This is a genomic window from Arthrobacter sp. 10N418, assembly GCF_056394725.1.
The window spans coordinates 1-20,064 of the sequence record NZ_JBFTIK010000007.1 but is presented as its reverse complement, the minus strand read 5'-3'; the positions used below and the strand labels follow the sequence as shown (position 1 = coordinate 20,064).

The 20,064-nt window shown below is 67.5% G+C and carries 21 protein-coding genes and 2 pseudogenes; 18 read left to right on the top strand and 5 right to left on the bottom strand.

All coding sequences use genetic code 11. The features are described 5' to 3' along the window. The first annotated feature begins 355 nt into the window (after nt 1-355). From AC1DCZ_RS07230 to AC1DCZ_RS07205, 6 genes are all read left to right on the top strand, one after another. The gene (locus AC1DCZ_RS07230) at nt 356-967 is read left to right on the top strand and encodes a LacI family DNA-binding transcriptional regulator (RefSeq protein WP_476973984.1); all 612 of its coding nucleotides are present in this window, start codon (nt 356-358) and stop codon (nt 965-967) included. 29 nt (nt 968-996) lie between these two features. Next, complete coding sequence (locus AC1DCZ_RS07225) at nt 997-1,674, top strand: GntR family transcriptional regulator (protein ID WP_476973983.1); 678 nt, start codon at nt 997-999, stop codon at nt 1,672-1,674. A gap of 251 nt (nt 1,675-1,925) precedes the next feature. Next, nucleotides 1,926-2,645 carry a DUF969 domain-containing protein gene (locus AC1DCZ_RS07220; protein WP_476973982.1) on the top strand — a complete coding sequence of 240 codons (720 nt, stop codon included), beginning with the start codon at nt 1,926-1,928 and terminating at the stop codon, nt 2,643-2,645. Further along, nucleotides 2,642-3,613 carry a DUF979 domain-containing protein gene (locus AC1DCZ_RS07215; protein WP_476973981.1) on the top strand — a complete coding sequence of 324 codons (972 nt, stop codon included), beginning with the start codon at nt 2,642-2,644 and terminating at the stop codon, nt 3,611-3,613. Before AC1DCZ_RS07220 ends, AC1DCZ_RS07215 begins: the two co-directional genes overlap by 4 nt. Nucleotides 3,614-3,641: 28 nt before the next feature. Then, a complete protein-coding gene (locus tag AC1DCZ_RS07210; protein ID WP_476973980.1) occupies nt 3,642-4,685 on the top strand; it encodes a DUF2891 family protein in 1,044 nt (347 codons plus the stop codon). Nucleotides 4,686-4,905: 220 nt separating this feature from the next. Continuing rightward, the gene (locus AC1DCZ_RS07205) at nt 4,906-5,316 is read left to right on the top strand and encodes a DUF7793 family protein (RefSeq protein WP_476973979.1); all 411 of its coding nucleotides are present in this window, start codon (nt 4,906-4,908) and stop codon (nt 5,314-5,316) included. Between the two features lie 76 nt (nt 5,317-5,392). On the opposite strand, the gene AC1DCZ_RS07200 is transcribed toward AC1DCZ_RS07205, so the two are convergent. Together AC1DCZ_RS07200 and AC1DCZ_RS07195 are read right to left on the bottom strand one after the other, a co-directional pair. Next, nucleotides 5,393-6,403: a bile acid:sodium symporter family protein gene (locus AC1DCZ_RS07200; protein ID WP_476973978.1), complete on the bottom strand. Its 1,011-nt coding sequence runs from the start codon at nt 6,401-6,403 to the stop codon at nt 5,393-5,395. Between the two features lie 327 nt (nt 6,404-6,730). Further along, on the bottom strand, nt 6,731-7,837 hold the full coding sequence (locus tag AC1DCZ_RS07195; RefSeq protein WP_476895811.1) for a GTP pyrophosphokinase: 1,107 nt from the start codon (nt 7,835-7,837) through the stop codon (nt 6,731-6,733). Between the two features lie 240 nt (nt 7,838-8,077). Between AC1DCZ_RS07195 and AC1DCZ_RS07190 the strand changes: the two genes are divergently transcribed. From AC1DCZ_RS07190 to AC1DCZ_RS07175, 4 genes are all read left to right on the top strand, one after another. Then, nucleotides 8,078-8,875: an alpha/beta hydrolase gene (locus AC1DCZ_RS07190; RefSeq protein WP_476974126.1), complete on the top strand. Its 798-nt coding sequence runs from the start codon at nt 8,078-8,080 to the stop codon at nt 8,873-8,875. A 123-nt stretch (nt 8,876-8,998) separates the two neighbouring features. Beyond that, nucleotides 8,999-10,369 (top strand): Na+/H+ antiporter NhaA, encoded by a 1,371-nt coding sequence (gene nhaA / locus AC1DCZ_RS07185; protein ID WP_476973977.1) that lies wholly within the window; start codon nt 8,999-9,001, stop codon nt 10,367-10,369. Between the two features lie 75 nt (nt 10,370-10,444). Beyond that, nucleotides 10,445-10,747 carry a rhodanese-like domain-containing protein gene (locus tag AC1DCZ_RS07180; RefSeq protein ID WP_476973976.1) on the top strand — a complete coding sequence of 101 codons (303 nt, stop codon included), beginning with the start codon at nt 10,445-10,447 and terminating at the stop codon, nt 10,745-10,747. A gap of 31 nt (nt 10,748-10,778) precedes the next feature. Next, entirely contained in the window at nt 10,779-12,140 is a 1,362-nt protein-coding gene (locus tag AC1DCZ_RS07175; RefSeq protein WP_476973975.1) for an MBL fold metallo-hydrolase, read from the top strand. 462 nt (nt 12,141-12,602) lie between these two features. Here the strand turns inward: AC1DCZ_RS07175 and AC1DCZ_RS07170 are convergent, their stop codons facing one another. Then, the gene (locus AC1DCZ_RS07170; RefSeq protein ID WP_476973974.1) at nt 12,603-13,433 is read right to left on the bottom strand and encodes a glycosyltransferase family 87 protein; all 831 of its coding nucleotides are present in this window, start codon (nt 13,431-13,433) and stop codon (nt 12,603-12,605) included. Nucleotides 13,434-13,753: 320 nt separating this feature from the next. Between AC1DCZ_RS07170 and AC1DCZ_RS07165 the strand changes: the two genes are divergently transcribed. After that, nucleotides 13,754-14,725 carry a carbohydrate kinase family protein gene (locus AC1DCZ_RS07165; RefSeq protein WP_476973973.1) on the top strand — a complete coding sequence of 324 codons (972 nt, stop codon included), beginning with the start codon at nt 13,754-13,756 and terminating at the stop codon, nt 14,723-14,725. Next, nucleotides 14,722-15,234, top strand: coding sequence for a YbhB/YbcL family Raf kinase inhibitor-like protein (locus AC1DCZ_RS07160; protein ID WP_476973972.1), 513 nt, complete (start codon nt 14,722-14,724; stop codon nt 15,232-15,234). The genes AC1DCZ_RS07165 and AC1DCZ_RS07160 overlap by 4 nt, the downstream gene beginning before the upstream one ends. A 134-nt stretch (nt 15,235-15,368) precedes the next feature. Here AC1DCZ_RS07160 and AC1DCZ_RS07155 read toward each other — a convergent pair whose 3' ends face one another. Further along, on the bottom strand, nt 15,369-15,491 hold the full coding sequence (locus tag AC1DCZ_RS07155) for a hypothetical protein (protein WP_476973971.1): 123 nt from the start codon (nt 15,489-15,491) through the stop codon (nt 15,369-15,371). Between AC1DCZ_RS07155 and AC1DCZ_RS07150 the strand changes: the two genes are divergently transcribed. From AC1DCZ_RS07150 to AC1DCZ_RS07125, 6 genes and pseudogenes are all read left to right on the top strand, one after another. Beyond that, nucleotides 15,490-15,972, top strand: coding sequence for a 2Fe-2S iron-sulfur cluster-binding protein (locus AC1DCZ_RS07150; protein ID WP_476973970.1), 483 nt, complete (start codon nt 15,490-15,492; stop codon nt 15,970-15,972). The two genes, AC1DCZ_RS07155 and AC1DCZ_RS07150, sit on opposite strands and share 2 nt — an antisense overlap. Before the next feature lie 183 nt (nt 15,973-16,155). Next, nucleotides 16,156-16,974: an HAD family hydrolase gene (locus tag AC1DCZ_RS07145; protein ID WP_476973969.1), complete on the top strand. Its 819-nt coding sequence runs from the start codon at nt 16,156-16,158 to the stop codon at nt 16,972-16,974. A gap of 134 nt (nt 16,975-17,108) precedes the next feature. Continuing rightward, nucleotides 17,109-17,357 carry a hypothetical protein gene (locus AC1DCZ_RS07140; protein ID WP_476973968.1) on the top strand — a complete coding sequence of 83 codons (249 nt, stop codon included), beginning with the start codon at nt 17,109-17,111 and terminating at the stop codon, nt 17,355-17,357. 130 nt (nt 17,358-17,487) lie between these two features. Continuing rightward, nucleotides 17,488-18,231, top strand: coding sequence for a glycerophosphodiester phosphodiesterase family protein (locus tag AC1DCZ_RS07135; RefSeq protein WP_476974125.1), 744 nt, complete (start codon nt 17,488-17,490; stop codon nt 18,229-18,231). 88 nt (nt 18,232-18,319) lie between these two features. Beyond that, nucleotides 18,320-19,444 carry a glycerate kinase gene (locus AC1DCZ_RS07130; RefSeq protein WP_476973967.1) on the top strand — a complete coding sequence of 375 codons (1,125 nt, stop codon included), beginning with the start codon at nt 18,320-18,322 and terminating at the stop codon, nt 19,442-19,444. Nucleotides 19,445-19,616: 172 nt separating this feature from the next. Then, nucleotides 19,617-19,922: pseudogene (locus AC1DCZ_RS07125) on the top strand (MFS transporter); the annotation flags it as partial. 3 nt (nt 19,923-19,925) lie between these two features. Here the strand turns inward: AC1DCZ_RS07125 and AC1DCZ_RS07120 are convergent. After that, a pseudogene (locus AC1DCZ_RS07120) lies at nt 19,926-20,064 on the bottom strand (IS481 family transposase); the annotation flags it as partial.

Below are 20,064 nucleotides of genomic sequence, written 5' to 3'. Positions count from 1 at the left end.
CCTGTGTGCATCGTCGATTGCTCCGTAACTGCCGTTATGAGTCCGGAAAACGGCAGTTACGGAGCAATCGACGGGGGCGCCCGATGGACTTGGAGGGCGACCTTAGCTGCTCGACGTCGGCACCGTAGATGCCAGATGCCACGCGTTTCCCCCACAATCGATGTGGACTCGTTTCCCGAAACACTATCCGGCACGACCTGCCGGCGCTAAGTGACCCCGCGTTGTGCGGACCCGGCGCCGGTCATCAGTCCAGGGATCGGTGCTTCGGGCTAGAGTTCACACCGGGGTTCACCCCCACGACGAAGTTTTCAGGAGCCGCCACGGAGCCGGGCGGAGAAGCAGCCGGGAGCAATCAGTGCGGCATGGATCCAAACCCACCATCCGCGATGTCGCGGAGAGGGCCGGCGTGTCCCTGACAACGGTCTCCTATGTGCTCTCCGGCAGGTCCGGCGGCACCACCCGGATCAGCCAGCCCACCCAGGACCGGGTGCATGCCGCCGTCCGCGAACTCGGCTACGTCGCCAACCAGGCCGCACGGGGGATGCGCCGCGGGCGGACAGACCTGGTGGCGGTGGCCCTTGCCGATCTCGACCAGCCCCGGGACCGTGCCTTGGCCACCGCGCTGTCACAGATCCTGCCGCAGCACGGCTACCAGGCGGTCATCCTGCTGGGCGGGGGCTGGCGCAAGTTCATGCTCTCCGGCGGCGCCGACGGCGTGATCCTCCTGCACCGCGGCGAGGACCCCGAGGACGCCATCGCCCTGGCGGAGCTGGCGGACCGCCGCGTGGCACAGCTCTTGATCCCCGACGTCCCGGAGCCCGCGGACGTCACGGGGCCCGCAGACGCCGACGTCGTGCCGCCGGGCCCGGCGTCCACCCCGGAACTCGTGTGTGCGCGAGCCGTCTCCACCCTGGTGGACCACATGCGCGGACTGGCGCCCAACACAGGTGCCGGCGACGGGGATTGAACGCCGGACGCGGCCCTAGGCTGGTAGGCATGACGTTTGAGGCGGTATTGGAAGAATTGCGCCGGCTGGCCAAAGGGGAGACCCATGCCCACACCGGCCTGTGGGTCTCGGCCCAGCTGCGCGAACGGATTTCGGCGGGCCAGCTGGCGCCGGGGACAAAGCTGTCCGAGGAGGCGCTGGGGGAGGCCCTCGGCGTCAGCCGCAATACGCTTCGCGAGGCGTTCACCTCCCTGCATGCCGAGCACATCATCGCCCGCATCCCGAACCGCGGAGTGTTTGTCGCCCGGCCCACGGCGGAGGACGTCCGGGAGATCTACCGCGTGCGCCGCTACGTCGAGCCCGCCGCCATCCTGTGGCAGGAGCCGGCGCCCGTTGACGACCTGCGGGCCATAGTGGCCGAGGGTCAGCGGGCCCGGTCCCGCGGCGACGTCCCTGGCATGGCAGCTGCCAACCAGGACTTCCACCGTGCGGTCGTGGCGCGTGCGGGCAGCGAGCGGCTGGACGCGCTGATGGAACAGGTCCTCGCTGAGATGCGCCTGGTTTTCCACGCGATGGGCTCCGATCCCGCTTTCCACGAACCCTATCTAGCCGACAACGTCAGGCTGATCGATCTCATGGGTTCCGGGGACAACGCCGCCGCGGCGGAGTTCATGCGCCAGTACCTCGACCGCGCGGAGGCCCAGCTGCTGGCGGCCATGGCCGCCTGAACCGGCCCCTTTCGCTCATCGAGGAGGACCCGACGGCGGTCTCCCCAGGGTGCGTCGCGGCGCAAACGGAACCGAAGCCTGTCAGTTCGTTGGACAAAAGGCTTGTCAGATTGTTGAACAAAAACATATGCTGTTCTCCAAAGTGACGGGCACCACTATCCGTGGACAGTCGATCCGCGGCGGCCTTCTGGCCGTGCCTCCAACTACAACCCTCCGCTGACCAGTCATGGCCAAAGCGGGAATGGAAAAATATGCTCGTACTCATCGGGGTCTTGCTGGTGATCGTTGGCTTCGCCATCCGCCTCAACCCACTGATCGTTGTCACGGTCTCCGGCATCGTCACGGCCCTTCTTGGGGGCCTCTCGCCGCTGGAAATCCTCAATGCCTTCGGCTCCGGATTCGCCAGCAGCCGATCCGTCACCATCTTTGTGGTCGTGCTGCCGGTGATCGGGATCATTGAGCGTTTCGGCTTGCAGGAGCAGGCCAAAACGCTGATCTCCAAACTGGCCAAGCTGACGGCCGGCCGGGTCTTGCTCGGATACCTGCTGGTCCGGCAGGCCACGGCGGCCCTGGGCCTGAACAGTATCGGCGGACACGCGCAGACCGTGCGTCCGCTGGTCTTCCCGATGGCTGAGGGCGCCGCGCTCCGCCGCTATGGAAGCGTCACGGACAAGGTCAAGGAAAAGATCAAGGGCCACTCCGCTGCGGCGGACAACGTCGGCGTGTTCTTCGGCGAAGACATCTTCGTCGCCGTCGGATCCATCCTGCTGATCACGACCTTCGTGGACACCACCTACCACCTTCACCTGGAGCCGCTGGAGCTTGCCGTGTGGGCCATTCCCACCGCAATCTGCGCCTTCCTCATCCATGGCTTCCGTCTCCTGCGCCTTGACCGCCAGCTGGACAAGGATGCCCGCACCGCAGAAGCAGAGAAGTCTGCAGAGCCCGTCACCGTCGGAGGAGAAGCATGATCAAGGTTGAAGCCGTCTTCTGGCTGATAGGCATGCTGTTTGTTGCCTGGGCGTTCCTGATCGCCCGCGACACGAGCCACCCCAAGCGTTGGGGCAGCTCCACCTTCTGGGGGCTTCTGGGTCTCTGCTTCTTCTACGGCACCTGGGTGCAGGCGGGTACCGCTCCGGCCTGGATCCTGGGTATCGGCGTGCTGGTGCTGGTCGCGCTGGCGAGTACCGGCCTGCTCGGTGACGGCAAGGCCAGGACCACCAGCGTGCAGAGCCGCACCGAGTCAGCTGCCAAGTTCGGCAACAAGCTGTTCATCCCGGCCTTGACCCTTCCGGTGGTGACGGTCGTTATCGTGCTGCTGGCCCCTGTGCTGAAGATTGGCGGTCAGCCGATCTTCGATCCCACCAACACCACGCTCGTGGCGCTGGCCGTGGGCGCCGTCGTCGCCGCGATCGTCGCCGTCGTGATCCTGCGCCCCCAGCAGAAGCTGGCCCCGGTATTCGAGGGGCGGCGCATTCTGGAATCGATTGGCTGGGCTGCCTTGCTGCCGCAGATGCTGTCCACCCTGGGCATCCTCTTCACCAAGGCCGGCGTCGGCACCGCCGTCGGCACGCTTGCCAAGGGCATGCTGCCCGACGGCTCGCTGCTCGCCGCCGTCGTCGTCTACTCCGTGGGGATGTTCCTCTTCACGGTGCTGATGGGCAACGCTTTTGCCGCGTTTCCGATCATGACGGCAGCCATCGGCTGGCCGGTCCTGGTCCAGACCTTCCACGGCACCCCGGCGATCGTCTTCGCGGTCGGCATGCTCGCAGGTTTCTGCGGCACGCTGTGCACACCGATGGCCGCCAACTTCAACCTGGTCCCGTCGGCGCTCCTGGAGATGAAGAACAAGTACGGCGTGATCAAGGCCCAGGTCCCCACCGCCATTCCGCTGCTCGGGGTCAACATCGTCCTGATGTACTTCTTCGCCTTCCACTAGCCGGCACCCACAAACTGCAAGGAGACACATGGACGTCATCACCTTCAACCCTTCGGTCCAGATGGACGCTCTGGCCAACGAGTACGCGGATATCGTTGCGGCGAATCTGTCCCGGCCCTACCCGTTCTCTTCCCAGCACGTGGAAAAGTCACCGGCGGACCGGCCCGGACCGCGGGAACTTCACCCGGCGTTCCACACGTCCTTCGATTGGCACTCCTGCGTGCACATGACGTGGTTGGGTGTGAGCCTGCTCGAGCACGGGCTCGACGCCGAACGGGACGCGGCCCTGCGGGCCGTGCTTTCTGCGAACCTGACGGCGGACAACCTGGCCGTGGAGGGCGCGTATCTGGCGGCCAATCCCAGCTGGGAACGCCCGTACGGCTGGGCCTGGCTAGTGCGCCTCGCCGCCACGGCCGCCGTGTCGGAGGACACGCAGATTCGTGGCTGGGGTGCGGCCCTGGACCCGCTGGTCGATGTCGTCGCGTCCCTCGTGGCCGGCTGGACAGCCACGGCCGAGTTCCCGGTACGCCACGGAATCCACACGAACGCCGCCTTCGGACTGGGCATGATGCTGGATTCCTTCCGCCAGCTGGGCCGGGACGAGGCAGCAGCGGTTTGTGGGGCGGCTGCCCTCGGCTGGTTCGGGGACGACGCCGGCTGGCCGGGCGAGTGGGAAATGAGCGGCCAGGACTTCCTGTCCGCTGGCCTCAGCGAAGCAGACCTCATGGCCAAGGTGTTGGACGCGGACGCTTTTGCTGAATGGTTTGATGCGTTCCTCCCGGGGCTTTCCGCGGATGACCGCATTCTCGCCAAGGCCACCGTCACGGATGAGTCCGACGGCTACCTGGCCCACCTCAACGGACTGAATCTCACGCGTGCCGGCCAGATCATCCGTATCCGGAAGGCCCTGGCGGCAGGCGGCGCCACCAGCGCCGGCGGCGCGCTCGCTGCTCTGGACGAGGCGCTGGAGCCGCTGCTCTCGGCGGGCCTGAGTTCGGTCATTACCGAGGAGTTCATGTCCAGCCATTGGCTTGCCAGCTTCGCCTGGGATGCCCTGGCCTCCGCGCAGTAGCAGCCGCGCGGCGGCCTGAGGCCCGGCCCAACGTAGGGTCTGGATGGCGGCGGTCCCGGGGAACTTTCCCCGAGACAGCCGCCATCCCCTTTCCCGGCAGGGAGCCCTTTTGCTGGAGGGACGCCTCGCCCGATCCGAATCTCCCGGGCGGCGTGCTACCGGCAGGTAGCATTGGGGTGCTGGCGGAGCAGTCGCCACGCCGAGAAGCGCAGGGGGAGTCGTGCTCAGGGAAACCACCGCTGCCCACGGGAAGAACTCGCTACAGGTGCGCTCAGGCATCATCGAGTCAATCTGGCAGCCGGGATCTATTGTCGACGTCGCCGACGCCCACTCTGCCATCCGCGCCGCGGAGCGGATCAGTGGTGGCGCGCCGATGCCAATGCTGTCCGAAATGACGGATGTGCAAATAAGTGCGGCCGCCCGCTATGTCTTCGCCCAGACAACGGGCGTTTCGGCCATTGCCGTCCTCGGCTCCAGCGTCGTGGACCGTGTTGTGGCTGCCGCCATGGGCCGGCACACCCGCTACCCGCACGAGTTCTTCACCTCCAGGCAAGATGCGATCGCCTGGCTCAACAGTGTCACCGGCGCGGATATCGATACCAGTGCTAACGGCGACACCGTCCGGGTCTAGGCGTCGCACCGGTCTCGAAGGGCTCCAGCCGTGGGCCGGCCGGGCCGGTCGGATAGGAGTCGCGTCAGGCGTCGCGTCAGGCGTCGCGCAGCGGGCGGCAAGCCAGCCACGCCGCAACGATGGCGCCGGAGACGTTGTGCCAGAGCGAGAACACGGCGGACGGCAGGGCAGCCAGGGGGCTGAAATGGGCCGTGGCAAGGGTGGCGGCCAGGCCCGAGTTTTGCATTCCGACCTCGAACGCCAGCGCCCGGCGGGCCTTGTCATCCAGGCGCCCCAGCTTGCCGGCGAGGTAGCCCAGACCCAGGCCGAAGCCGTTGTGCAGCACCACTGCGAGGAACACAATGCCGCCGGCGGCAACGATCTTGCTCGCGCTGCCGGCCACCACGCTCGCCACGATCAGCGATATCACGACAGCGGAGGCCCACGGCAGTGCCGGCAGCACCTTGGCCACGAGCTTCTTGAGGAAGAGCCGGGCCAGCAGGCCGGCGATCACCGGCAACAGCACGGTCTTGACGATGTCCAGAACCATGCCGGCGGCGTCGATGTTCAGGAACGAACCGGCCAGGAACAGCACCAGCAGGGGAGTTACGATCGGGGCGATCAACGTGGAGACCGAGGCGACGGCCACGGACAGGGCGACATCGCCCTTTGCCAGGAAGGCCATCACGTTCGACGCGGTCCCCGACGGCGCGCAGCCCACCAGGATCAGGCCCACCGCGAGCTCCGGTTCCAGGTGCAGCCCGACGGCGATCAGCCAACCGGCGCCGGGCATGATGACGTAGTGCGCCACGATGCCGAGGACCACGGCCCACGGCCGCTTGGCCACCGAGGCGAAGTCCGGCGGCGTCAGGGTCAGGCCCATGCAGAACATGATGATGCCCAGCAGATACGGCACGCTGGGTGCAAGCGGTTTGAACGCGCCAGGCAGCAGGAAACCGGCGACGCCGGCCACGACCACCAGGATCGGGAAGATTGTCACCGCGATGCGGGCGATCTTGGCCTCGGCGGCGAGGGCGGGATTGGCCGGGGCGTCCGCGTCAGTGCGGGTGCCGGCGTCGTCATTCTGGGATTTGGTTGCCTCAAGCATCCAAGCATGGTGGCACCAGTGTCCGTCAGGCGGCCACTTCATGACCGGGTGTCGGACAAATATGTCGGATTTTTAACTGGCTAGTGGTGCTGGCGGCCGGCCAAAGGGGCGATCCGGCACGGCGATGCAGTCATCGGCCGGCGGGAGCGTGCCGGCGCCGTGCTGATGGACGGCTTGCGCGGGGGAATTTGGACGTGGCCCGCGCGCTCCCGCCCAGTTGCTATCTCCGGGACACGGAAAAGCCCGGCGTGTCCCAGGCGCGCGGTGGGTTTCCGGTTCGTCGCTCTGAATGAACTGGGCAGGAACGTTCGGGGCAGCCGCGAACCCCTACCCCTGCGTCAGCCGGTACCGTTCGATTTGCTTGAGCCGTCGCAGAAGGCTGTCCCGCCGCGGGTGCGGGACGGCGTCGGCCGGTTCCGCGGTGAGGTCGATGTGTTCGGTGCCGTACTGCCACAGCAGGAGGTCATCCAGGAGACGGTCCGGGCCGGGGGAGTAGCGGTGGTCCAGTGCCTTGCGGACCTCGGTGATCCGGTTGGCGCTGAGCAGTCCGGCGAGCTGCATGGTCTGGTTGAGGCCATGGGCGGCCATCAGCTCCGCGGCCCAGCCCCAGTCGTCATCCACCTTCCGGTCCACGTGCGGCAACAGGGTCCGCCAGACGTCGCGGATCCGGTTAGGCGTCAGCGGCGCAGCCCCTTCGCCATCCATGTCCCAGTAGCTGCGCACCTCTTCGTAGCGGTCATGCAGGTCGGAGAACGCGCTCTCCACCGTTTCCAGCATGGCTGCTGTGGCGGTGAACTGGCGGTCGAAGTGCGGTGTCCAGGCCCGGGGGTCCTCGGCCTTGAAGCGAATGTCGTGCTCGATCTCGCTCCAGGCGTGCGCGAACACCGTGCGGATCTGGCACTCGAAGAAATAGCTGCCGTTGGGCTGGGCGTCAGGGTTGAAGACCTGCTGGTAGTCCTTGACGGCCTCGTTCTGGATGGTCCGCAGGATCAAGTGCCGGCTCGAATATCCATAAGTCCCCGACTCAATGGAACCGATGTCCTTCTCGCGGTCCCCGCGGCAGTCGAAGAGCTGGCGCTGGCGCTTGATGATGTTGGCCACCACGGCGTTTTCCGCCGGAAGCTTGGTGATCACGCGGATGCCCACCATGTCATTGAGGGTCCGGAACGGGTCCGGGAACTTCAGGACCGGCGGCCCGCCCGGCTCGAGGGGCTCCTCGGTGCGGGAGATCTTCTCGCGGAAGGACTCCACGGTTTTGGTCCGGCCGGTGACGAACAGCGGTGTCACCTCGGTGCCCTTGAGCATGGCCCGCAGGGTGAGCAGGACTTCCCGGGTGACCAGCTTCAGCGCAGGACGGACCCGCTCGTAGAGCTCCACGTTTTCCTGCACTGATTCGCGCAGGCCGAGGTCCAGCCGATCCCAATTGCTCGCCATGCGTCCAGCTTACGGCGCGCATATGACGGCGTCGGGCCGACACCCCAGCTGCTGTCGTCCGCCGCGCTGCCAATGCCGGTGACTGCACGCCCCGAGCCGGGCCTGCGCCGCCCGGCGCGGCGCCCGAGGTAGGCTCTGGACATGGCTGATGTGCGGCGTCGGACGTTGATCTCGGCCGCAGTGGCGGTGACACTGGGGGCAGTCTCCGCCGCCTGTTCACCGGGCCCCGAGGAGGACACAGTGAAGCGGCACAAGTACCACTACGGCGATGACCCGAGCCAGTGGGGAGAGCTCTTCCTGCCCGAGGCGGCCGCGCCCAAGGGCGTGGTGGTGGTCATTCACGGCGGCTACTGGCGTTCGCAATATGGTGCAGAACTCGGTGAGCCGCTGGCCAGGGACCTCGCCGCCCACGGCATGGCTGCCTGGAACCTGGAATACCGGCGCGCCGGCAACGGCGGCGGCTGGCCCAATACTTTTGCCGACGTCCTGGCGGGAATCGACAAACTCGGCGACGTCGCCGGGGAACACGGACTGGGGCTGGACAGGGTAGTCGCACTGGGGCACTCCGCCGGCGGCCACCTCGCCGTCTGGGCGGCGGGCCGCTGCAGGCTCGCGCAGCTCGGCGCGCCCGACGCCGACCGCCAGCTTCTGCGCAAGGGGGACGACGGCGGCGCTGTGCAGCTCACGGGTGTCGTTAGCCAGTCAGGGGTCCTGAACCTCGCCGCCGCCGAACGGCTGAACCTCAGCAACGGCGCGGTCAGCAACCTGCTGGGCGGCTCATCCGAAAAATACCCAAAACGGCACAAGTTCGCAGACCCGATGAGCGCCTTGCCGCTGAAAGTTCCCGTATATGCCGTCCACGGCACTGACGACGACACCGTTCCGATGAGCCAGTCCGAAACGTATGCCGGGGCTGCGAAGGCGGCGGGCGCACCCGTCCAGCTGCTACAAGTCCCCGGCGACCACTTCGCACTGATCGATCCGAAGGCTGCCGCGTACCGGAAATGCCGCGATCTCGTGCAACTGCTGCTGGGCTGAGGCCTCCGGCGCCGGGGCGCCGCGCAAGCAGCCGGAAAACCGGTTGGAGTCCAATAGACTAGGGTCCAGGTGCGCCGGGAAGTCTGGTCGGCATAATTCTGTCGAGCCGATTTTGAGGATCCCATGAGCGCCACCCCTCCTCCCCTCCCGCCGCCCGTTCCCCCGCGATTCACCGTTTTCGGCCGCGGGAGCTATACCGAATCCCTGCGGATCAGGGAAATCCTCCGCAAGGAAACGGTTGGCGGCGCCCTGCTGGCCGCCGCGGCGGTGATCGCCCTCATCTGGGCCAATTCGCCGGCGTCGGGCAGCTACTTCGCACTCCGGGACTTCACTTTCGGTTACGCGCCGTGGCACCTTGAGCTAAGCCTCGGTGCGTGGGCGGCTGACGGACTCCTCGCCATCTTCTTCTTCCTGGTCGGACTGGAGCTCAAACGCGAATTCGTGGCGGGGGACCTGCGGCAGATCAGCAAGTCCATCGTCCCCGTCGCCGCGGCCGTCGGAGGCGTGGCGTTCCCGGCGCTGATCTACGCGGCGGTCAACGTCGGCAGCCCCGGGACACTGCGCGGCTGGGCCATCCCCACCGCCACCGATATTGCGTTCGCCGTCGCGGTACTGGCGATCATCGGCTCGCACCTGCCCTCCGCCCTGCGGATCTTCCTGCTCACCCTGGCCGTCGTGGATGACCTGCTGGCCATCAGCATCATTGCGGTGTTCTACACCAGCGACCTCCAGCCCGTCCCGCTGCTTCTGGCACTGCTCCCGCTGGGCCTCTACACTTTCCTCGCGCAGAAGTATCGGCGGTTCTTTGGCGCGCGCGCCCTCGCCGCCTGGCTCATCTTGCTCCCCCTCGGGGCCGCCACCTGGGCACTCGTGCACGCCTCGGGCATCCACGCCACTGTGGCAGGAGTCCTGCTCGGCTTCGCCGTACCGGTCATCCGCTCCCGTGCCAGCGGGGGCCCCGACGCCGGGCCCGGACTCGCGGAAATCTTCGAACACCGTTTCCGCCCGATTTCCGCCGGGGTGGCCGTCCCGCTGTTCGCCTTCTTCTCCGCCGGGGTCGCCGTGGGCGGCTGGCGCGGACTCGGCGCCGCGGTGGCGGATCCGGTGGCCGTGGGTATCATTTTCGCCCTGGTGCTGGGCAAGCCGGCGGGTATCCTGGGCACCACCTGGCTCATCACCAAGGCCACGCGGGCGAGGCTGGACGGCTCGTTCAAATGGATCGACGTCTTCGGCCTCTCGATCCTGGCCGGCATCGGCTTTACCGTTTCGCTGCTCGTGGCCGAACTGAGCTTCGGACAGGGCAGCGTGCACGATGACCACGCGAAGGTGGGAATCCTCGCGGCGTCGGTCCTCGCGGCGCTGCTGGCCACCGCCGTGCTGCGCACCCGGAACCGGCAGTACCGTCAGGCCGAGGAGGAAGAGAACGTCGACTCCGACCACGACGGCATCCCGGACGTCTACCAGCAGGACGCAACCGGAAACAATCAGGCCTGATTTTATACCCCAGGGGGTATGATTAGGGAGAGTGGCCCGCCGGGACCTGCCCGGCCACCTCGAAAGGACGCAAGCTTGAAGAGCATTTCCGTCAATGACCTCGCCGCGCTTGGCGACAACGCCGCAATCGTCGATGTCCGCGAGGACGGCGAGTTTGCGGAAATCCGCGTACCCGGGGCCCAGAGTGTCCCGCTCTCACGCTTTGCGCAGTCGCTGAATGACGTTCCGGCGCAGGGCACCGTCTACGTGATGTGCGCCGCCGGCGGCCGCAGCGCCCAGGCCGCCACCTTCCTTGAAGACCAGGGCTACGACGCCGTCAACGTCACGGGCGGCATCACCGAGTGGCACCGCAACGGCCACCCGGTCAACCAGGGCTGAGCCCACCCGCGTCCGGCCGCCGGAGGAAACCATGGATGTCGTCGTCATTGAGACCCCGCAGTTGGGGGACCGCAGCTATCTGGTCCACGACGGCACGGTGGCGCTGGTGATCGATCCGCAGCGGGACACGGACCGCGTCGAAGCGGCCGCCCGCGCTGCCGGGGTCACCATCACGCACGTGGCGGAAACCCACCTGCACAATGACTACATCACCGGCGGCCTGATCCTTGCCCGGGAGCACGGCGCCAGCTATCTCGTGAACGCTGACGATCCCGTGAAGTTCGAGCGCACGCCCATCTCCGGTGGCCAGAGCGTCCGGGTCGGTTCGCTGACGGTCACCGCCGTCGCCACGCCCGGGCACACCCACACCCACCTGTCATTCATTGTCGACGACGGCGAGAAGCAGGCCGTCTTCTCCGGCGGCAGCCTGCTCTATGGTTCGGTGGGCCGCACCGATCTCGTGGCCGCAACCGACACGATCGGACTCACCCACGATCAATACGCCTCCGTGCGGCGCCTCGTTGCCGAAGCCGGGCGCGATGCGGCGCTGTTCCCGACCCACGGCTTCGGCTCATTTTGTTCATCAGGGCCGTCCACGGGCGCCAAGTCATCCACTATTGGCGAACAGCTCGCGGCCAACCATGCCCTGACTGACCCGGATGAGGAGCACTTCGTCCTCGAGCTCATCGCCAACCTGACGGCCTACCCCGCGTACTACGCCCACATGAGCCCGGCCAACGTCCGGGGCCCGGGCCCCGCGGACCTGACCGTGCCCGAGTCGCTCGACGCCGCCGAGCTCACCCGGCGCCTGCACAAGGGCGAGTGGGTCGTGGACCTGCGGCGGCGGGTGGCATTTGCGAGCAGCCACCTCAAGGGCAGCGTCAGTTTTGAGTACGGGAGCGGCTCCAGCTTCACAAGCTACCTTGGCTGGGTGCTCCCCTGGGGGGACCAGCTGACCCTCGTCGGCTCGCACGAGGACGTTGAAAACGCCATCCGGGACCTCTCCCGCATCGGCATAGAATCGCCGGACGCGGCGGTGGGGACCGATTTGCACGCCCTGGCCCCGCAGGCCGACGTCGTCTCCTATCCCCGGGCGGGCTGGGAGGATGTGGTCGCGGACCGCGCCGGCGCGGACACCGTCCTGGACGTCCGCCGGAGGGATGAGTACGCCGCGTCGCGGGTGGCGGGTGCCGTGAATGTCCCGCTGCACGAGCTGTTGCTGCGCCTGGATGACGTGCCCGCCGGAAGGGTGTGGGTGCACTGCGCAACCGGGTACCGGGCCGGGGTGGCCGCCAGTCTGCTCCAGCGGGCCGGCAGGGACGTCGTCCACATCGATGCCAAGTTCGCGCACGCGGAGGCGGCCGGGATGCCTATGGACCAGGTGCCTTGCTAGATGAGTAAGTCCTATTGCCCGGAACGGACGTGGACGCTTTTAGAGTAAGGCGGAGGGTGTTAAGCCGGGTTTGTGAACACTCAACTAGACTACTCGCCCTTGCCGCCGGCATCCGGCAAAACTGGCGCATCAACGCACCCCGCAAGCGCTCACTCATCGCCTACGACCACTTAAGCCACTACGACCTAATCATCTAGGCGACGGCAATATTGAGCCCCCAAGAAATCAGTGGACGGACGTGAAAACGGATCCGGGCGGAGTTTGCGCTGCCTGCCCGCCACGCTGGCCTGCACTGCGACCACCGAAACCGCCGGCACGGCCGCGTACGCCGGCTGCCGTATCGAATTCGCTGGCGCTGGTCATTCATGCGTGCCCATGTCGGACCCAGCGAATCAAGAATGAAGCCGCAAGTGCGCTGTGCGAGGCAGTGACAGGACTCGGATCACGCAACGACGCGGCGGCTCACAGGCTTTGGTCGTTCGCTAGTGCTTTCACGGGGCCGTATTCGGTTCCGCGACTTCCCTCCATGAGAAGTCGCGGTATCGCAACCAGGATTGTCCACGGAACGACGGAAACGAGAACTGGCGACGCCAGCACCATCGCCGGAGCGATGAGAAAGGCCCACTGCTTCCGGGCACCGACGACGACCAAGGCCACCGCGGCGAGGCACCGCACTACGAAGCTGAATCTGCTGTCGGGCGTTCCATTCCTGTTCTCGAACAGGAACTGCACCCAGTCAGTCCACGCCGACGGATCAACTGCATAGGAGAGGGCGACGATGATCACCGTTGCGCCAATGCCTTGCAGCATCCTCTTCCAGTCGCCGCGAGCGGCGAACCACAGGAGGCCAACGCCTGTGGTGACTTTCGTGAGGACGGCGAAGGACCACGCGGCAGGCTTCCGCATGCCGAGCACGGCGGCCGCTGCCAACAAAATGTAAATGTTGCCGACGACGAGTTCCGGGAGACACAGCAGTGACACCGGAACGGCCCAGCGCGCCCGCAAGGGTCTCACCAGCCAAGCCACGAGCGCTGCCTCGATCGCAAACCATGCCGCACAAAACAGGGGCCAGGGAAGCAACGCCAACGGCCTGATCACCGCGACAAACGCGGGCGAATACAGATACGCGTCCATCTGTCCAGGAATTGCACCGTAGGCAAGCTCGCCCTGCGCCGCGAGCCAGTAGGCATGCGAGTCTTGCCCCATGGCATTTCCGGTGACGAGGTGCCGGACGGACACGAACAAAGCCGCGAGACCCAATGGCCAGATGAGAATGAGCGCCGAGCGGGTCACCAGTGGATATCTCCGTGCGAAGACGCTCCCCTGACCCATATCGGAGCATGTAGGGGTCGCTTCCTCACCTGTGCGCCTGTTCATAGTCCCGATGTTGCCATAGGACGCGCTCAGATCCCGGAACCTGCTCCTGCCCGCGCATTTCCCGGCAGCCGTGACCCTGTACGTCCGTTGTTCGGCGGCGGCGTTCGATGAAGACATGGTGCGCTGGGATGACGTGTTCGGGAAAGAAGGCCGTGTATCCCCTTGTCGTTTCCAGGTGCCCAACTAGGCCACGCAACACTCGCGCGGCGGACAGCGTTCTCTGGCAGAGTATGAGCATGCTCACAGTTATTGGCGAGGGCCTCGTTGACGTGGTCCAGCGCTCCTCCGGTGTCCAGGCCCATGTCGGCGGAAGCCCGCTCAACGTGGCGGTGGGGCTGGCCCGGCTGGACCACCCCGTGCAGTTCATCGGCCGCTACGGGCGCGACGCCTACGGTGAAGCGGTTGCGGCCCACCTGAAGTCCAGCTCGGTGCTCCTCCCGCAGGGACCGGACGGGCTGCCCACAAGCGTGGCCACGGCCCTGATCGACGACGACGGCGCCGCCACCTACACGTTCGACCTCGCCTGGGAGCTCCCAGGGCTCGCGGAGCGGTTGCCTTTCATGCTGCAGGGCACCACCTTGCTGCACACCGGCTCGATCGCCACGATGCTGGCGCCCGGCGCCGCCGAGGTGCTGGCCGCCGTCGAACATGCCCATCCTTCCGCGACGGTCAGCTTCGACCCCAACTGCCGGCCCAGCATTATCACCGACGTGGACTATGCGCGCCGGCAGGCCGAAAAATTCGTCACCCTGGCGGACATCGTCAAGGCCTCCGACGAGGACCTTGAATGGCTGTACCCCGGCGACGACCCGCTGGTGTCCGCGCGCCGCTGGCTGTCCCTCGGCGGCTCGGAGGGCCCGGCGATGGTGGTGGTGACCCGCGGCGCCGAAGGGCCCTGGGCCGTCAACGCCGCCGGCGAGGCGCACTTTGAGGCTCCAGCGGTGAACGTGGCGGACACGGTCGGGGCCGGGGATTCCTTCATGGCGGCACTGCTCTCCGGCGTGGTGGACCGGGGCCTGGACGGAGCACAGAACCGCAAAGACCTCCGCGAACTCTCCGCCGAAAGCCTCCGCGGCCTCCTCGCCCATTCGGCCTGGGCGGCCGCCGTGACGGTATCGCGCGCCGGTGCCAACCCGCCGACCCGCGCGGAGCTTGCCCGGATGGAACTGGATGCAGAGGTCCCAACAGCAACAGAAATGCAGTCATGACACACCACGATGCTTCGTCTTTCCACGTCAGCAGCGAATCCTTCAGTGAGCGCCAGAGCCTGCCGCCGGCACAGCGCAGCGGCAGAATGCGTGCCGGCGGCCAGGACGAGTCGCCGCAGCTGAGCTGGTCCGGGGCGCCAGCCGGCACCAAGAGCTATGCCATCACCATGTTTGACCCCGACGCGCCCGGGCATGGCGGCTTCTGGCACTGGGCGGTCCTGGACATCCCGGCCGATGTGAGCTCGCTGCCGGCCGGAGCAGGCGCGGAGGGCGGCGGGCACCTTCCTCCGGGTGCCCTGCAGCTGAAGAACGACGCCGGATTCCACGGCTACCTGGGGGCCGCGCCGCCGCCCGGCCACGGCCCCCACCGCTACATCGTCACGGTGCACGCGCTCGACGTCGCGCCGTCAGGGCTGGACGAGCGCACGTCTCCGGCGAGCCTGGAATCGAAGCTGTCCCGGCACACCCTTGGCCGGGCCACACTCACCGGGATCTACGAACGGCATTAGACGAACGGCATTAGACGAGCGGCCGCCCGAGTGCCGCCGAAATCGCCGGAAGCCTGCCAGATCGCCGGAAGATTCCGGCGATGTGGCACTCTTCCGGCGACCTCGGGTGGGCGGCGGGCGGCTGGGGGTTCGGCTCAGGCCGCCGTCGTCAGGCGTTCCTCCGCGGGGAGCGGGGAGGTCCCGACGGCGGCCGGACGCATCGCCGCTACGGCGCCGCCAGCCACCAGGACCACGATGCCAACCCCGATGTAAAGCATGGCGCTGAAGGTTGACGAGCTGCTTGCGGCCGTGGATCCGGACACCGAACTGTACATGTGCGGTCCGATCCGGCTCATGGATGCCGTCAAGCGCGGCTGGGGCACACTCGGGCTCAGCCTGCCGAACCTCCGATTCGAGACCTTCGGCAACAGCGGCTGGTACGACCCCGAGGAGTTCGTGGTCCGCGTGCCCCGCCTGGGAGTCGAGGCGGCTGTCGGCCCCGGAAAGTCCATGCTGGAAGCCCTGGAGGACGCGGGCGTCGACATGATGTTTGACTGCCGCAAGGGCGAATGCGGGCTGTGCGAAGTGCGCCTGCTTGGCGTGCAGGGTTCCATTGATCACAGGGACGTCTTTTACAGCGAACGCCAACAGCACGCGGCTGCCAAGATGTGCTGCTGCGTCTCCCGGGCGGTCAGCTCCGAGACCGGCGCCCGGACGCATCCGGCGGGGGAGCGCGCCGTCGTAACCATCGATATTTGAACCGATCGCCGCCGAAACCGCCGGAAGCCTGCGGGATCGCCGGAAGCTTCCGGCGGTTTCGCACCTTTCCGGCGACCTCGGTTGCGGGCCCGGCGACCTCGGGTGCGGGCCGGGCGACCTCGGGTGCGGGCCGGGCGACCTCGGGTGCGGGCCAGCGCCCGGGCACCCACGTAGACTGGCACTATGCGGCTGGTAGCAAGTGACATCGACGGAACGATCCTGGGCCACGACGGCAAAATCAGCGACCGGACCGTCCGCGCCTTCCACGCCTGCCGCGACTCCGGCATCGAACTTGTCTTCGTGACCGGCCGGCCGCCGCGCTGGCTCCACCCCCTGCAGGACCAGCTGGGCCACACCGGCACCGTCATCTGCTCCAACGGCGCCGTCGTCTGGGACCTCGAGGCGGACCGGATGCTCTCGGCGAAGGGGCTTGCGCCCGACACCGTGTTCGAGGTGCGGCGCATCATCCAGCGGCTGCGCCCGTCGGCCCTGTTCGCCGCCGAAACCCTGACCGGTTTCCACCTGGAACCGGGGTTCATCGAGGACGGCTCCAGCCGGCTGCTCTCCGAGTTCACGCCTGCGCCGCTGCACACCACCCTCACGGCGGCAGACTCCGTGGTGAAGTTCCTCGCGATCGTCCGGGAGGGAACGGCCGATGACTTCCTGGCCGAGGTGACGCCCGCCGTCGCGCATCTGGCGGCCGCCACCCACTCCGCGCCGAACATGGCGCTGCTGGAGCTCTCCCTTCCCGGCGTGAACAAGGCGGTCACCCTTGCCGAATACGCCGGCTCCCTCGGCATCGCGGCGCGGGACGTTGTGGCTTTTGGGGACATGCCCAACGACATCGAAATGCTCCGCTGGGCCGGCGACGGATATGCAATGGCCAGCGGCCACCCCGAGGCCATCCTCGCGGCCGGCCAGCAGGCCCCGCACTTCGACGACGACGGCGTCGCCCAGATCCTCGAGGCCAAGCTCGCCGAACTCGGCGTCCGGCTGCCCTGATACCGGCCGGCGGAAGCGTTCCCCGAGCGGCCGGTCATGTCACCGGATTCCCAGCCGGCAGTCAACTGGCGTTCATCTTGGTTACCTACGCTGAAATCTCGCGACGGATCGTTGATTGATGATGGGGAAATCTCGTGGCCAGGTACCGTACTGAAAAGACTTCCGAACTGCCCCTGCACAGGGTGGACCCGGATCCGCGCTGGAGGAGCCTGCGCCAGGGCGACCGGGTGAGCGTCCGGATGGCGCCCGGCTATGAGACCGGCGGCCTCGTGGACGCCGTCACGGCCGACCACACCGCCGTCTGGGTGGACCTCGACGGCGGGCGCGGCCGCACGCTGCTCCACTGTAGCGACGGCGTGGAAATCCTCCCGCACAGGTCCTGACGCCATGTCCTGGGCAGCGCCACCGAGGGCTCCGGCACGCCTCAGGAGTTACGCTTCAGAGGTGCGGAACTCCCACCCTTTTTTTGACCAGTCCGGAGACTCCGGCAATGGCCCCACGACGCCTGTCGCGATGGCACACCGCGGCTTCGCGCGGGACGGCCGGGAGAACTCCATGGCCGCCTTCGGCGCCGCCGTCGCACTCGGTTTCCGGCATCTCGAGACGGACGTGCACACCACCGCCGACGGCGTCCTCCTGCTCTTCCACGACGAAACACTGGACCGGTTGACGGACGGCAGCGGCAGGATTTCCGAGCTGCCCGGAGAGACCGTGGCCCGTGCGCGGATCGGAGGCACGGAACCGATCCCGCTGTTCGAGGAACTCGTCACGGCTTTCCCGGACGTCCGGCTCAACCTGGATGTCAAGGACTGGAACTCCGTGGACACCCTGGCCGCGGCGATCGAACGCTATGGGCTGCATGACCGGGTACTGATTGCCAGCTTCTCCGACCGACGGCGCCGCGCCGTGCTGAAGCAACTGAGCCGCCCGGCCGCCAGCTCTGCCGGCATTGCCTCCAACGCCCTCTTCATCCTGCTGGGACCGGTGCTCCCCGTGCCGCTGATGCGCCTGCTGGTCCGGCGGGTCCTCGGCGGAGTCCACGCCCTGCAGGTCCCGGTGCGCTACGGCGCGGTGACTGTCGCGACGCGGGGCTTCGTGCGCCGGGCCCATCGGCATGGCCTGCACGTGCACGTTTGGACCATCAACGAGCCCGTGGAAATGCACCGCCTGCTCGATCTCGGCGTCGACGGAATCGTCACGGATCGTGCGGACCTGCTCAAAGAGGTGCTGCGGGAGCGCGGCCAATGGCGGCAGTAGCGGCACCCGGCGTGCCCTGAGCGCAACCTTCCGGGTTGCCGGTGTCGCCGCGGGAGTGGTTGTCGGCCTCTGCTGGCAGGATAGAGCCATGCGAATCCTCATCGCCCCGGACAAGTTCAAGGGCTCCCTTACCGCCGCCGAAGCCGCCGCCGCCATCGCCGAAGGCGCCCTCCGCGTCTACCCCGACGCCGAGGCCATCCAGTTTCCGGTGGCCGACGGCGGCGAAGGAACCCTGGAGGCGGCCGTCGCGGCAGGCTACGAGGAACGGCTCAACGCCGTCGTGGGCCCAATCCTGGCACCGATCGGTGCCGCGTGGGCCATCCGGAAGGACGCGTTCGGCGGGGCCACCGCCGTCATTGAAACCGCGCAGGCTTCCGGGCTGGCACACATGGACCCGACCCCTGCGAATGCCCTGCGCGCCCACAGCTATGGCTGCGGGCAGCTGATCGCCGCCGCGCTGGATGCCGGCGCCACGGAAATCGTGCTCGGCCTGGGCGGCTCGGCCATGACCGACGCCGGCAGCGGCGCCCTCCGCGCGCTGGGTCTCAAGCCCCTGGATGTCCACGGCAATGTCGTTCCCCTGGGCGGCGGCTCGCTGGCCGACGTCGTGTCGCTGGACGCCAGCGGGCTCGATCCACGGCTGTCCGCCGTGAAGTTCAGGATCGCCGTGGACGTGCAGAACCCGCTGTTCGGCCACGACGGCGCCGCCCACGTGTTCGGCCCGCAGAAGGGCGCCGACGAGGACGCGGCGGAACTCCTCGACGCAGGCCTGCGGAACTGGGCCTCCGTGTTGCGCGCAGCGACCGGCCGCGACGTCAACGTCCCCGGAGCCGGCGCGGCCGGCGGCTTCCCGGCATCGTTTCTGGCCTTCAGCAACGCGGCCCTGGAGGGCGGATTCGAGCTGGTGGCCGGACTGACCGGCCTCGCCGCGAAACTCGCGGAAGCGGACCTCGTCATCACCGGGGAAGGGTCCCTGGATTCCCAGTCGCTGACCGGCAAGGCACCGATCGCCCTCGCCGACGCCGCCCAGGAACGCGGCATCCCCGTGATCGTGGTCGCCGGCCGGATCCTGGTCACCCCGGAGGACCTTGCCCGGCACGGGGTGGTGGCCGCCGCGCAGCTGCTGGACCTGGCCAGCAGCCCCTCCGACGCCGTCGCCAACGCCGCCAAATACCTCGCCTGGGCCACCAGCCAGGTCCTCGAGGGGGCCTGAGAGCGGCGGCCGCAGCGGGCCCCGTCCCGCCGGAGGGCCGGGCGCTCCGGCAAACCGTCCGGCCGAACGCTGGCGCCGCGTCCGGTGACGCCGATAAACTGTCCGCAGTGGGGGGAGTGACTCCCGGCCAGGGCCACGAATCAGCGGATGTGGCCCTAGCAGGAGATGCATCATGAGCCCAGACCCCAGGAATGCGCACGGGAAGCACGGCACCTCTGGTGCCCCGCCGTCGTCGGGGCGGCCTCTCACCCCGCGCAGGCTGAAGGTATCGCACATCAACATCGTCGACCGCCCCATGATGCGCAAGGCCCTGGGCGGCACGATCGTGGGCAACACGATGGAATGGTACGACGTCGGGGTCTTCGGCTACCTCATCACCACCATGGGTCCGGTCTTCCTGCCGGAGGCCGACAAGACCGTGCAGAACCTGTTCCTGCTCGGAACCTTTGCCGCCACCTTCATCGCCCGTCCCCTAGGTGTATTACCCACGGAGGTTGGTGACGCGGCTAGCGGGTGTTTGACCCTTGAGTGAGGTGTGGCCTCGGTTGTGATTGTAGTGGTGCAGCCAGGGCTCGAAGGCGGCAACGCGTTCGGTCTCTGAGGTGTAGGGCCTGGCGTAG

Coding starts and splice junctions, on each gene's coding strand:
- AC1DCZ_RS07165 (WP_476973973.1), top strand. CDS start 13,754: ATGCTCACAGTTATTGGCGAGGGCCTCGTTGACGTGGTCCAGCGCTCC.
- AC1DCZ_RS07145 (WP_476973969.1), top strand. CDS start 16,156: ATGCGGCTGGTAGCAAGTGACATCGACGGAACGATCCTGGGCCACGAC.
- AC1DCZ_RS07160 (WP_476973972.1), top strand. CDS start 14,722: ATGACACACCACGATGCTTCGTCTTTCCACGTCAGCAGCGAATCCTTC.
- AC1DCZ_RS07200 (WP_476973978.1), bottom strand. CDS start 6,403: ATGCTTGAGGCAACCAAATCCCAGAATGACGACGCCGGCACCCGCACT.
- AC1DCZ_RS07195 (WP_476895811.1), bottom strand. CDS start 7,837: ATGGCGAGCAATTGGGATCGGCTGGACCTCGGCCTGCGCGAATCAGTG.
- AC1DCZ_RS07130 (WP_476973967.1), top strand. CDS start 18,320: ATGCGAATCCTCATCGCCCCGGACAAGTTCAAGGGCTCCCTTACCGCC.
- AC1DCZ_RS07175 (WP_476973975.1), top strand. CDS start 10,779: ATGGATGTCGTCGTCATTGAGACCCCGCAGTTGGGGGACCGCAGCTAT.
- nhaA (WP_476973977.1), top strand. CDS start 8,999: ATGAGCGCCACCCCTCCTCCCCTCCCGCCGCCCGTTCCCCCGCGATTC.
- AC1DCZ_RS07220 (WP_476973982.1), top strand. CDS start 1,926: ATGCTCGTACTCATCGGGGTCTTGCTGGTGATCGTTGGCTTCGCCATC.
- AC1DCZ_RS07155 (WP_476973971.1), bottom strand. CDS start 15,491: ATGCTTTACATCGGGGTTGGCATCGTGGTCCTGGTGGCTGGCGGCGCC.
- AC1DCZ_RS07135 (WP_476974125.1), top strand. CDS start 17,488: ATGGCACACCGCGGCTTCGCGCGGGACGGCCGGGAGAACTCCATGGCC.
- AC1DCZ_RS07150 (WP_476973970.1), top strand. CDS start 15,490: ATGGCGCTGAAGGTTGACGAGCTGCTTGCGGCCGTGGATCCGGACACC.
- AC1DCZ_RS07225 (WP_476973983.1), top strand. CDS start 997: ATGACGTTTGAGGCGGTATTGGAAGAATTGCGCCGGCTGGCCAAAGGG.
- AC1DCZ_RS07215 (WP_476973981.1), top strand. CDS start 2,642: ATGATCAAGGTTGAAGCCGTCTTCTGGCTGATAGGCATGCTGTTTGTT.
- AC1DCZ_RS07210 (WP_476973980.1), top strand. CDS start 3,642: ATGGACGTCATCACCTTCAACCCTTCGGTCCAGATGGACGCTCTGGCC.